Source organism: Pseudomonas sp. SIMBA_067, from assembly GCF_046534675.1.
GTDB classification, from domain to species: domain Bacteria; phylum Pseudomonadota; class Gammaproteobacteria; order Pseudomonadales; family Pseudomonadaceae; genus Aquipseudomonas; species Aquipseudomonas putida.
The window spans coordinates 12,425-25,010 of sequence record NZ_JAWRYH010000008.1; the positions used below are offsets into that span (position 1 = coordinate 12,425).

A 12,586-nucleotide genomic window follows, 5' to 3' on the forward strand; every position below is an offset into this window, starting at 1 on the left:
GCTTCATTTGATCAGTCCAGGTGCTGAACAGTCTTCTTCACTTGTTCGGGGAAGAACAACCGCTGCAACTCCAGCCCAGGCTGCTCAGCGCGCATGAACGCCTCGCCCACCAGGAACGAGTAAACCTCGTTGATTGCCATCAGTTCGACATCGGCCCGGTTGAGAATACCGCTCTCGGTAATCGCCAGGCGATCACGCGGAATGCGCGGCAGCAGGTCAAGGGTGGTTTCCAGGCTGACCTCGAAGGTGTGCAGGTTGCGGTTGTTCACCCCCACCAGCGGCGTATCCAGGGTTTTCAACGCGCGCTCCAGCTCATCGCCATCGTGCACTTCCACCAGCACGTCGAGGCCGACGTCTTTTGCGGTCGCGGCCAGTTCGGCCATCTTCACGTCGTCCAGCGCCGAGACGATCAGCAGCACGCAGTCCGCGCCCAAGGCCCGGGCTTCGACGATCTGGTAAGGGTCGACCATGAAGTCCTTGCGGATCACCGGCAGCGAAACGGCAGCACGTGCCTGCTGCAGGTACTCATCGGCACCCTGGAAGTAATCGACATCGGTCAGCACCGAGAGGCAGGTAGCGCCGCCCTTCTCGTAGCTGACAGCGATTTCCGCCGGCACGAAGTGCTCGCGGATCACGCCCTTGCTCGGCGAAGCCTTCTTGATCTCGGCGATCACCGCTGGCTGCTTGCGCTTGGCCTGCTCGATCAGCGCATTGGCGAAGCCACGCGGGGCATCGGCAACCTTGGCCAGGCCTTCCAGCTCGGCGAGGCTGACGCGGGCGCTGCGCTCGGCCACTTCCTGGAACTTGCGGGCAATGATCCTTTCCAGCACCGTCGGCACACTCATGCTTCGTTCTCCACCTTGAATACTGCAGTAAAGGCACCCAGTTCCTGCAGCTTTTCCCAGGCCAGGCCGGTGTGCAGTACGTCGTGGGCCAATTCCACACCTTGAGCCAGGGTCATTGCATGGTCGGCTGCATACAGTGCCGCGCCAGCATTAAGCACGATCATCTCGGCGGCCTTCTGGCCGTTTTCGGTCTTACGCCGGCCCAGCGCATCGCGGATCAACTCCAGCGACGCCTGCGGGTTCTCGACGGCAAGGCCATGCAAGCTCTGGCTCTTCATGCCGAGGTCTTCCGGCTCGACCCAGTATTCAGTAATTGCGTCGTTTTTCAGTTCGGCAACGAAGGTGGGGGCAGCCAGGCTGAACTCATCCAGGCCATCCTTCGAGTGCACCACCAGCACATGCTTGCTACCCAGGCGTTGCAGTACCTCAGCCAACGGGCGGCACAGGGCCTGGGCAAACACGCCGACCACCTGATGCTTTACTCCGGCCGGATTCGTAAGCGGGCCGAGCATGTTGAACAGGGTACGCAACCCCAGATCGCGGCGCGGGCCGGCAGCATATTTCATGGCCGAGTGATGGCTTTGCGCGAACATGAAGCCGATGCCCAGGCTGTCAATGCAGCGGGCCACCTGAACTGGCGTCAGGTTCAGATAGATGCCGGCAGCTTCCAACAGGTCGGCACTGCCGCTCTTGCCCGACACTGCGCGGTTGCCGTGCTTGGCCACGGTGCAGCCCGCCGCCGCCAGGACGAACGAAGACGCGGTGGACACGTTGAAAATATTGGCCCCGTCACCGCCGGTGCCGACGATATCAACGACGCCATCCAGGCTTTTCAGTTCAACCTTGTCGGCTAGCTCACGCATCACCGACACCGCGCCGACGATTTCGTCGATGCTTTCACTCTTCATGCGCATGCCCATCAGGAAGGCGCCGATCTGCGCCTCGCTGCACTGGCCGGTCATTATCTGACGCATGACGTCGCGCATTTCTTCGGTAGAAAGGTCCAGCTGGCCGACAATACGGCTCAACGCACTCTTGATATCCATGTTCGATCCTTAGCGGTGGCCGCCGGTCTGCTTGAGGAAGTTGGCGAACAGCTCGTGGCCCTGCTCGGTCAGGATCGACTCGGGGTGGAACTGCACCCCTTCGATATTCAGCGTTTTGTGGCGCAGGCCCATGATCTCGTCTACCGAACCGTCTGCATGAGCGGTCCAGGCAGTGACCTCCAGGCAATCGGGCAAGGTTTCGCGCTTGACCACCAGCGAATGGTAGCGGGTCACGGTCAGCGGGTTGTTGAGGCCGGCGAACACGCCCAGGTCACGGTGGTGTACCGGGCTGGTCTTGCCGTGCATCACCTGGCGGGCACGCACCACGTCACCGCCGAAGGCCTGGCCGATGGACTGATGGCCCAGGCACACACCCAGAATCGGCAGCTTGCCAGCAAAATGCAGGATGGCCTCGATGGACACGCCAGCCTCGCTTGGCGTGCACGGGCCCGGGGACACGACGATGCGCTCGGGGTTGAGGGCTTCGATCTGAGCGATGGTCATTTCGTCATTGCGAATGACCTTGACCTCGGCACCCAGCTCGCCAAGGTACTGAACGACGTTGTAAGTGAATGAGTCGTAATTGTCGATCATCAGTAACATGGTGTTGAACCTCTTGAATTTACTGACTTGAGAATTCGAACCTTCTTGCAGCCGCTACAGGCACGGCTTCGCCACAAAGGGCAGTAAAGAAGAAGGCAAACGGGGGCGGGCCGGGCGGGCCGGCAGGGGATAAAGTCAGGCGCGCCAACGCCAACGGGCGTGGGCCTTGATTACGCGCATCAAGAGTTTACTGACGATCAACACAGGATAGGTCTCGCTCATACGTCCCGGCACAGTAGCTTACCGGGGCGGCGGGCGCAATATGCCTGTAAACACGGGGAAACGAATGGACTTGGGAGGGATGCACTGCGATTTGCTAAGGTCGATCAGGTTGTCCAGATAAAAACAAAGAAAAGGATGTTCCCAGATGCGAAAAGCCCCGTTATTGCGCTTTACCCTTGCCTCACTGGCCCTGGCCTGCAGCCAGGCGTTCGCTGCACCCTCGCCCTATTCCACGCTGATCGTGTTTGGCGACAGCCTCGCCGATGCGGGGCAGTTCCCCGACCTGACCGGCGGCACACCCGGCGCACGGTTCACAAACCGCGATGCCGATGGCAACTTTGCACCTGTGTCGCCCATGATCCTGGGTGGAAGGCTGGGTATAAACCCGGATGAGCTGAACCCCTCCACGTCGGTGGGCATCCAGCCCGATGGCAACAACTGGGCTGTCGGTGGCTATACAACCCAGCAGATCCTGGATTCGATCACGACAACTTCCGAGACCGTCATCCCGCCAGGAAACCCCGGCGCCGGCCGGGTGCTGCGTGAAAAGGCGGGCTACCTGGCCAACGGCCTGCGTGCCGACCCCAATGCGCTTTACTACCTGACGGGCGGCGGCAACGACTTCCTGCAAGGCTTGGTGAACAGCCCTGCCGACGCCGTGGCCGCCGGTGCCCGCCTGGCGGCCAGCGCCCAGGCCCTGCAACAAGGTGGCGCCCGCTACATCATGGTCTGGCTGCTGCCCGACCTCGGCCAAACGCCCAACTTCAGCGGCACGCCGCAGCAAAACCCGCTGTCACTGCTGTCTGGCGCGTTCAACCAGTCACTGATCAGCCAACTCGGTCAGATCGATGCCGAGATCATCCCGCTGAACATCCCGGTGCTGCTGGGCGAGGCACTGGCCAGCCCCAACCAGTTCGGCCTGGCCAGCGACCAGAACCTGGTCGGTACCTGCTACAGCGGCGCCAGCTGCGTGGAAAACCCGGTGTACGGCATCAATGGCACAAACCCAGACCCGACAAAACTGCTGTTCAACGACTCGGTCCACCCGACCATTGCTGGCCAGCAACTGATTGCCGACTACGCCTATTCGATCATCTCCGCCCCGTGGGAACTGACGCTACTACCGGAAATGGCCCACGCCAGCCTGCGCGCCCACCAGGACGAACTGCGCAACCAATGGCAGACGCCCTGGCAGGCCGTTGGCCAATGGCAGGCCTTCGTCGCCACCGGTGCCCAGGACTTGGACTTCGACAGCCAGCGCAGCGCGGCCAGCGGCGATGGCCGCGGCTATAACCTGACCGTGGGCGGCAGCTATCGCCTGAACGATGCCTGGCGTTTGGGCCTGGCCGGCGGCGCGTATCGGCAAAAGCTGGAGGCCGGCGCCAATGATTCGGACTACAAACTGAACAGCTACCTGGCCAGCGCCTTCGCCCAGTACCGCCAGGACCGCTGGTGGGCCGATGCTGCATTGACCGCCGGGCACGTCGACTACCGCGACCTCAAGCGCACCTTTGCCCTTGGCGTGAACGAGCGCAGCGAAAAGGGCGACACCGACGGCGAGGCCTGGGCGATGTCCGGGCGGCTGGGCTACAACCTGGCGGCAGACAGCAGCAATTGGCAGCTGGCGCCATTCATCAGTGCCGACTATGCACGTGTGAAAGTGGATGGGTACAACGAGAAGAGCGGGCGCTCGACGGCACTGGGCTTCGATGACCAGGAACGCACGTCACGCCGCTTGGGCCTGGGGTTGCTGGGCAGCGTGCAGGTGCTGCCAGGTACCCGGCTGTTCGCCGAGGTGGCACAGGAGCATGAATTCGAGGATGACCAGCAGGATGTGACGATGCACCTGACCAGCTTGCCGGCCAATGACTTCACCCTGACCGGGTATACGCAGCACAGCGACCTGACCCGGGCGAGCCTGGGGGTGAGCCATGAAGTGGTGGCAGGGGTGCATTTGCGTGGGAACTACAACTGGCGCAAGAGCGATGAGTTGACGCAGCAGGGGGTTAGCCTGGGGGTGAGCGTGGACTTTTGAATTGGTGGGGCCGCTTAGCGGCCCTTCGCGGCACAAGGCCGCTCCTACAGGGGACCGCGCAGGTCTCGGGATTTGCGCGATCCTTGTGCCGCGAAGGGCTGCAAAGCAGCCCCAATCTGTTTATTTAGCCAACGTCTGCTCTGCAAGCGCCACCGCACGGAACATGGCCCGGCGCTTGTTGATGGTTTCTTCCCACTCCAGCGCCGGCACCGAGTCGGCAACGATGCCGCCCCCGGCCTGCACATGCAGTTCACCATCCTTGATCACGGCAGTACGGATGGCAATCGCGGTGTCCATGTTGCCGTTCCAGGCAAAGTAGCCGACTGCACCACCGTAAACCCCACGCTTGACCGGCTCCAGCTCGTCGATGATCTCCATCGCGCGAATCTTCGGCGCACCCGACAGGGTGCCTGCCGGCAGGATTGCCCGCAGTGCATCCATCGCTGTCAGCCCTTCACGCAGCTGGCCGGTGACGTTGGAGACAATGTGCATCACGTTGGAGTAGCGCTCGATCACCATCTTCTCGGTCAGGCGCACGCTGCCGGTCGAGGACACACGGCCGACGTCGTTGCGGCCCAGGTCGATCAGCATCAGGTGTTCGGCGATTTCCTTGTCGTCCGACAGCAGGTCGTCTTCCAGCGCGCGGTCGGCTTCTTCGGACGCGCCACGCGGGCGGGTACCGGCAATCGGGCGCACGGTGACCAGGTTATCCTCGACCCGCACCAGCACCTCGGGCGAACTACCGACCACATGGAAGTCGCCGAAGTTGAAGAAGTACATGTACGGCGTCGGGTTGAAGCAGCGCAGCGCACGGTACAGGTCGATGGGCGCAGCCTTGAAGTCGATCGACATGCGTTGCGACGGCACCACCTGCATGCAGTCGCCGGCCAGGATGTACTCCTTGATACGGCCGACCGCGCTCTCGTAGTCGTCGCGGGTATAGCTGGAGCGGAATTCCGGCTCGGCGGCCTGCGGGCCACTCAGGTCCAGGCCGCGGCGCGGGGTGATCGGCTGACGCAGGGTTTCCAGCAGGCCTTGCAGGCGTGCCTGGCCCTGTTCAAAGGCCTGATCTTCAGCCGGGTCGACCAGCACGATGGCGTGCATCTTGCCTGCCAGGTTGTCGAACACCACCACCGCATCGGACACCATCAGCAGGATATCCGGCACGCCCAGCGGGTCCGGGTTGGGGCTGGCGCCAAGGCGTTTTTCCACATAACGCACGCAATCATAGCCAAAGTAGCCGACCAGGCCGCCGTTGAAGCGCGGCAGACCAGGGATGTCAGCGACCTTGTAACGGTCCTTGAAACTTTCGACAAAGGCCAGCGGGTCTTCGACATCGTGGCTTTCAACCTCGACGCCATCCTGCAGGATGCTGACGTGGTAGCCGTGCACACGCATCACGGTGCGCGACGGCAGGCCGATCATCGAGTAACGGCCCCATTTCTCGCCACCCTGCACCGACTCGAGCAGGTACGAGTTGGGCTGGTCAGCCAGTTTCAGGTAGATCGACAACGGCGTGTCGAAGTCGGCCAGGGTTTCGCAGGCCAGGGGAATGCGGTTGTAGCCGGCAGCGGCCAGGCGCAGGAATTCTTCGCGGTTCATGAGTAGCCTCGTGGCAAGCAGCAATAGGTCAGGCAAACGGACGGGCCGGCACGCGCCGGCAGGCTGAAGTCAGGCGCGCCAACGCCAACGGGCCAGGGCCTTGATGACTTTCATCCAGAATTTGCCAGTAACCACCACGGTGGGCTCTCTGTCTTGTGAGGCTTGAAGGTTGGCCAACGTTATCCCAGTGGCCGGGTCTGCGCAACCGGGCAGCAACGCGCGCAGATCGTCGATCACCAGGTTAGGGGATTCGTCGTGGATCGGCCGGCCATGGTTGTAGCCGTAGGTCAGCCCCACGCATTGCACGCCAGCCGCCTTGGCGGCCAATACGTCACTGCGCGAATCGCCGACAAACAGCGACTGCTGCGGGGTAACGCTGGCCATCTGCATGACAAACAGCAAAGCCGCCGGGTCGGGCTTTTTCTGCGGCAGGGTGTCGCCGCCAATGATCCAGCGGAAGTAGCGGCCGATTTTCATCTGGTCCAGCAACGGGCCGACGAAGCGCTCGGGCTTGTTGGTGATCAGGGCCATTTCCACGCCCCGCTTGCGCAGCCAGCGCAGGGTGTCCTGCACACCGGGATAGACCACGGTCAGCTCATGGCTTTGCGCATAGGCGTCCATGAACAGCGCCAGCGCCTGGTCGGCCAGCGCATCGTCCACGGCGGCGTGGTCTATGCCACCCGCCAGTGCACGGCGCACCAGCACCTGGGCGCCGTTGCCGACCCAGTGGCGTACTGCCTCAAGGCCGGCAGGCGGGCGCCCCAGTTCGAGCAGCATGCGGTCCACGGCGGCGGCCAGGTCAGGCACGGAATCGATCAGGGTACCGTCCAGATCGAACATCACCAGCCTGGGCAGCGTCCCCGGGAACAGCTGCTCGAAGCCACTCATGGGCGGGCCTGAGCCAGTTCGGCGCGCATCTTGGCGATGACTTCCTGGTAGTCCGGGGCGTTGAATATAGCCGAACCGGCCACGAAGGTGTCGGCGCCAGCGGCAGCGATCTCGCGGATGTTGTTGACGTTCACGCCACCGTCGATTTCCAGGCGGATATCACGGCCACTGGCGTCGATCAGCGCACGCGCCTCGCGCAGCTTGTCGAGGGTGCCCGGGATGAACTTCTGCCCGCCGAAGCCTGGGTTGACGCTCATCAGCAGCACCATGTCGATCTTGTCCATCACGTACTTCAGGGCATCCAGGCTGGTGGCCGGGTTGAACACCAGGCCGGCCTTGCAGCCGCCGTCCTTGATCAGTTGCAGCGAACGGTCGACGTGCTGGGAGGCTTCCGGGTGGAAGGTGATGTAGGTGGCGCCGGCTTCGATGAAGTCGCCGATGATGCGGTCGACCGGGCTGACCATCAGGTGCACGTCGATCGGCGCGGTAACACCGTACTTGCGCAGGGCCGTGCAGACCATAGGGCCAATGGTCAGGTTGGGAACGTAGTGGTTGTCCATGACATCGAAGTGGACGATGTCGGCACCCGCAGCCAATACCTTGTCGACGTCTTCACCCAGGCGGGCGAAATCAGCGGAGAGGATGGAGGGGGCAATAGCGTAGGGCTGCATGGCGCACCTGTTGGCAGAATCACGGTGGCGCGCATTGTAACCCAGGCGAACGGATGAGGGCTGATTGGTATCACATGATCGCGACCGATACCCAAGAGCCTTGCACTGGCTGTGCCGGCGATGAGGCCGGCACAGGCGACCCATCATCAGGCCGGTTGCTGGGTTCTCAGCTTCTCGCTGCGCCCACGCAACCACTCCAGGGTCAGCAGCAATACTACCGAGAACGCAATCAGCAAGGTCGCCGCAGCAGCAATGGTGGGGCTCAGGTTTTCACGGATGCCGCTGAACATCTGCCTTGGCAGGGTTGCCTGCTCCGGCCCGGCCAGGAACAGCGTCACCACCACCTCGTCAAACGACGTCGCAAAGGCAAACAGCGCACCCGAGATCACCCCGGGCGCAATCAGCGGCAGGGTCACCCGACGGAAGGCCAGCAGCGGCGACGCACCCAGGCTGGCAGCCGCTCGCACCAGGTTGTAGTTGAAGCCCTGCAAGGTTGCCGACACGGTAATGATGACGAACGGCACACCCAGCACCGCATGCACCAGAATCAGCGAGGTGAAGCTGTTACCCAGACCCAGCGGGGCGAAGAACAGGTAGCTGGCCACACCGATGATCACCACCGGCACCACCATCGGTGAAATCACCAGCGCCATCACCAGTGACTTGCCGGGAAAATCGCCACGGGTCAGGCCAATGGCCGCCAGGGTACCGAACACCATAGCCAGCACCGTGGCCGCCGGGGCGACGATGATGCTGTTTTTCAGCGCCCGCATCCATTCGGCCGAGCCGAAGAAGTCCTGGTACCACTGCAGCGAAAAGCCCTGCAACGGGTACACCAGGAAGCTGCCACTGTTGAACGACAGCGGCACGATCACCAGCACCGGCAAGATCAGGAACAGCAAAACCAGGCCGCAAAGAATGCGCAGGCTGTAGAACCAGACCCGCTCCACGGGCGACATATAGGGGCTCAACATGGCAAGGCTCCTCAGCTCAGGCGCAGGCGGCTGGCGCCGACCAGCCAGCTATAGATCAGGTACAACAGCACGGTAGCCAAAAGCAACAGCCCACCCAGCGCGGTAGCCATGCCCCAGTTGATGCTGGTGTTGGTATAGAAGGCAACGAAGTAGCTGACCATCTGGTCGTTCGGGCTTCCCAGCAGCGCCGGGGTGATGTAGTAGCCGATGGCCAGGATGAACACCAGCAGGCAACCCGCGCCAACACCGGCGTAGGTCTGCGGGAAGTACACCCGCCAGAAGCTGGCGAACGGGTGGCAGCCCAGCGAGATCGCGGCACGCATATAGCTGGGCGAAATGCCCTTCATCACGCTGTACAGCGGCAGGATCATGAACGGCAGCAGGATGTGCACCATGGAGATGTACACACCGGTGCGGTTGAACACCAGTTCCAGCGGCTGGTCGATGATGCCCATGGCCATCAGTGCACTGTTGATCAGGCCACCCGACTGCAGCAGCACGATCCACGCTGCCACCCGCACCAGGATCGAGGTCCAGAACGGCAGCAGCACCAGAATCATCAGCAGGTTGCTCTGCCGGGTTGGCAGGTTGGCCAGCAGGTAGGCCAGTGGGTAGGCCAGCACCAGGCAGATGGCGGTAATCACCACACCCATCCACAGGGTGCGGGCAAAGATATCCAGGTAAATGGCCTGGTCCGGCGTGGCCTTGGCCAGCTCGCCCAGGTCGTCGATGCGGTGGTCCACAGAAGCCAGCAGGTAGAACGAGGTCACCGTACTGGTATTACGGCGTATCGCCTGCCAGTAGGCCGGGTCGCCCCAACGCTCGTCGACGGCCTGCAGGGCGTCTTTATAAGAGGCAGGCTCTGCCTTGAATGGCAGTGCGCGGGCAGTCTTGGTCAACAAGCTGCGGTAGCCGGCCAGCTCCATGTTCAGGCGCTTGGAAAGGTCGCCAAGGGTCTGGTTCTTGCGCGACTCGGCCAGGTCCTGGCTCAGCGCCTTGTACACATCCTCGCCGGGCAGGCTCTTGCCATCCCACTGGCTGATGATGTCTACCGTGCGTGGCAGGCCGGCGACCACTTCCGGGTTGCCGACGCTCTTGTACAGCAGCGCCGCAATCGGCACCAGGAACACCAGCAGAAGAAACAGCGCCAGCGGCGCGATCAACGCCTGCGCCTTCCAGCGGTTGACCCGCTCGGCGTGTTTCAGGCGCTGCTTGAGACTTGGACCTGCGCCTTCGTTGAGGGGCACTGCAATGGCCATGGCGAACTCCGCAAAACAGGGAAACGGGGAGCGCCGGCCCAATGGCCAGCGCCCCTTTGATGCGCCTTACTTCTTCGCCGCCCAGGCGTTGAAGCGTTGCTCCAGCTGTTCGCTGTTGTCAGCCCAGAAGGCCACGTCGATCTGCACCTGGTTGGCAATGTTCTCAGGCGTGGTCGGCATGTCCTTCTTCACCTCGTCCGACAGCAGGGGTACGGCCTTGGAGTTGGCCGGGCCGTAGGCAATGTTCTCGGAGTAGATCTTCTGCTGTTCGGGCTTGACGCTGTAGGCGATGAACTTCTTCGCCTCTTCGACGTTCTTGGCACCTTTAGGGATCGCCCAGGCGTCAAAGTCGTAGATGCCGCCGTTCCACACCACCTTGAGGTTGCTCTCTTTCTGCACAGCGGCAATACGGCCGTTGTAGGCAGAGCTCATGACCACGTCGCCTGAAGCCAGGAACTGCGGTGGCTGTGCACCCGCTTCCCACCACTGGATGCTGGGCTTGAGCTCATCAAGTTTCTTGAAGGCGCGGTCCTGGCCTTCCTTTGTGGCCAGCACCTTGTAGACGTCCTTGGGCGCAACGCCATCGGCCATCAGTGCAAATTCCATGGTGTACTTGGCGCCCTTGCGCAAGCCACGCTTGCCTGGGAACTGCTTGGTGTCCCAGAAATCGGCCCAGCTGGTAGGTGCGGTCTTGAGCTTGTCAGCGTTGTAAGCCATGACCGTGGACCAAACGAAGAAGCCCACGCCGCACGGCTGGATGGCACCAGGCACGTAATCGGCCTGGCTGCCGAACAGGGCTGGGTCGAGCTCTTCGAACATGCCCTCATCGCACCCGCGCGCCAGCTCTGGCGACTCAACCTCTACCAGGTTCCACGACACGCTCTTGGTGTCGACCATCGCCTTGACCTTGGCCATTTCGCCGTTGTACTCGCCGGCGACGATCTTGCCATTGCCCGCCTTCTCCCATGGCTCGTAGAACGCTTTGACCTGGGCGGCCTTGTTGGCGCCCCCGAACGAGATCACGGTGAGGTCTGCGGCCATGGCCTGGCCAGCGGCGAACAGCCCCAGGGCCAGGGCGGTCAGTTTCAACTGCTTGCGCATTCTTATTCTCTCCACAGTACAGGGTTGGTGAAGCAATCCATCAATGGGCTTCGGCAATCGGATCGAGCGCGCGGGCGTGCTCCACCTCCCAGCCCAGCGGTACCACATCGCCCACGGCCAGGGCCGGGTCGAGCTCGGCAATCGGCTGTTTCACGAAGAAATCGGCCTTGCCGCAAACTTCCAGGCGCACCCGCACGTGGTCGCCCAGGTAAATGAATTCGGCCACCCGGCCAGAGAAGCGGTTGACGCAGCGCTCGCTGTGGCCATTCAGGCGCACACGCTCCGGGCGGATCGACAGGGTTACCGGCTCGCCGGCCTGGCCGACGTTCACCGCCAGCGCTTCAACCCGCTCGCCGCGCGGCAGCTGCACCTGGCAGCGCTTGCCATCGCTGGCCAGCAGGGTGCCGTTGATACGGTTGTTCTCGCCGATGAAGTTGGCGACGAAGGTATTGCAGGGTTCTTCGTACAGCGTGCGCGGGTCGGCGATCTGCTGGATCTCGCCCTGGTGGAACACCGCCACGCGGTCGGACATGGTCAGCGCTTCGCCCTGATCGTGGGTCACGTACACCACGGTCACGCCCAGGCGCTGGTGGATGTGCTTGATCTCCATCTGCATGTGTTCACGCAGCTGCTTGTCCAGCGCGCCGAGCGGTTCGTCCATCAGCACCAGTTGCGGCTCGAACACCAGTGCACGGGCCAAGGCCACCCGCTGCTGCTGGCCACCGGAAAGCTGGCCGGGGTAGCGCTTGGCGAAAGTATCTAGCTGGACCATGTTCAGCACGCGTTTGACCCGCTCGCTGACGTCGGTCTTGCTCAGGTTGCGTACGGTCAGCGGAAAGGCCAGGTTCTCGGCCACGGTCATGTGAGGGAACAACGCGTAGTTCTGGAACACCATGCCGATGTCGCGCTTGTGCGGCGGCACGTTGTTGATCGAGCGCCCGGCCAGCTGGATTTCACCGGCGGTAGGGGTTTCGAAGCCGGCCAGCATCATCAGGCTGGTGGTCTTGCCGGAGCCGGACGGGCCAAGCAGGGTAAGGAACTCGCCCTTGCGGATGTCCAGGTTGAGGTCTTTGACGATCAGCGACTCGCCGTCGTAGCTCTTCTGCACACCACGGAAGCTGACCAGCGTTTCGCTGGTTGCAGCGTTCGACTTCGCCTCGCTCATGCCTGCACCTTCTTGTTGGATGACTGCGTAGGCAAAAGAGTAGAAGAGGCGCAAGCGCACGAAAATCGGGGGCACTGAGAGAATGCCATCATCCGGATGGAAGATTTGCTGTAGGGATTGCCCTACAACAATGGCGGGATTGGAATGCCCTTGCGATCCAGCCACGAAACCTGTG

Annotated in this window: 11 protein-coding genes; 1 reads left to right on the forward strand and 10 read right to left on the reverse strand. The window is 62.5% G+C overall.

Going from position 1 to position 12,586, the window contains the following annotated elements; translation table 11 throughout:
• Positions 1-11 precede the first annotated feature (11 nt).
• Genes trpC through SB765_RS17975 form a run of 3 tightly spaced genes read right to left on the reverse strand, consistent with a single transcriptional unit; the run spans position 12 to position 2,494 of the window.
• Positions 12-845: an indole-3-glycerol phosphate synthase TrpC gene (gene trpC / locus SB765_RS17965; protein WP_016497725.1), complete on the reverse strand. Its 834-nt coding sequence runs from the start codon at positions 843-845 to the stop codon at positions 12-14.
• On the reverse strand, positions 842-1,891 hold the full coding sequence (trpD, locus tag SB765_RS17970; RefSeq protein ID WP_341797408.1) for an anthranilate phosphoribosyltransferase: 1,050 nt from the start codon (positions 1,889-1,891) through the stop codon (positions 842-844). Before trpD ends, trpC begins: the two co-directional genes overlap by 4 nt.
• A 9-nt stretch (positions 1,892-1,900) precedes the next feature.
• The gene (locus SB765_RS17975; RefSeq protein ID WP_016497723.1) at positions 1,901-2,494 is read right to left on the reverse strand and encodes an aminodeoxychorismate/anthranilate synthase component II; all 594 of its coding nucleotides are present in this window, start codon (positions 2,492-2,494) and stop codon (positions 1,901-1,903) included.
• Between the two features lie 367 nt (positions 2,495-2,861).
• Here SB765_RS17975 and estP point away from each other — a divergent pair, with 367 nt between their 5' ends.
• Entirely contained in the window at positions 2,862-4,751 is a 1,890-nt protein-coding gene (estP, locus tag SB765_RS17980; protein ID WP_410931704.1) for an esterase EstP, read from the forward strand.
• A 120-nt stretch (positions 4,752-4,871) separates the two neighbouring features.
• Here estP and trpE read toward each other — a convergent pair whose 3' ends face one another.
• The 7 genes from trpE to SB765_RS18015 all read right to left on the reverse strand — a co-directional run bounded on the left by trpE (position 4,872) and on the right by SB765_RS18015 (position 12,411).
• Complete coding sequence (trpE, locus tag SB765_RS17985) at positions 4,872-6,353, reverse strand: anthranilate synthase component I (RefSeq protein WP_341797406.1); 1,482 nt, start codon at positions 6,351-6,353, stop codon at positions 4,872-4,874.
• Positions 6,354-6,422: 69 nt separating this feature from the next.
• Complete coding sequence (locus tag SB765_RS17990; protein ID WP_410931705.1) at positions 6,423-7,241, reverse strand: phosphoglycolate phosphatase; 819 nt, start codon at positions 7,239-7,241, stop codon at positions 6,423-6,425.
• Positions 7,238-7,912: a ribulose-phosphate 3-epimerase gene (rpe, locus tag SB765_RS17995; RefSeq protein WP_019472940.1), complete on the reverse strand. Its 675-nt coding sequence runs from the start codon at positions 7,910-7,912 to the stop codon at positions 7,238-7,240. Before rpe ends, SB765_RS17990 begins: the two co-directional genes overlap by 4 nt.
• Positions 7,913-8,058: 146 nt before the next feature.
• Positions 8,059-8,886 (reverse strand): ABC transporter permease, encoded by an 828-nt coding sequence (locus tag SB765_RS18000; protein WP_341797404.1) that lies wholly within the window; start codon positions 8,884-8,886, stop codon positions 8,059-8,061.
• 11 nt (positions 8,887-8,897) lie between these two features.
• Positions 8,898-10,145 carry an ABC transporter permease gene (locus tag SB765_RS18005; RefSeq protein WP_341797403.1) on the reverse strand — a complete coding sequence of 416 codons (1,248 nt, stop codon included), beginning with the start codon at positions 10,143-10,145 and terminating at the stop codon, positions 8,898-8,900.
• 66 nt (positions 10,146-10,211) lie between these two features.
• Positions 10,212-11,246, reverse strand: coding sequence for an ABC transporter substrate-binding protein (locus SB765_RS18010; RefSeq protein WP_410931706.1), 1,035 nt, complete (start codon positions 11,244-11,246; stop codon positions 10,212-10,214).
• Positions 11,247-11,286: 40 nt separating this feature from the next.
• Positions 11,287-12,411, reverse strand: coding sequence for an ABC transporter ATP-binding protein (locus tag SB765_RS18015; RefSeq protein ID WP_258654869.1), 1,125 nt, complete (start codon positions 12,409-12,411; stop codon positions 11,287-11,289).
• Between the last annotated feature and the right edge of the window lie 175 nt (positions 12,412-12,586).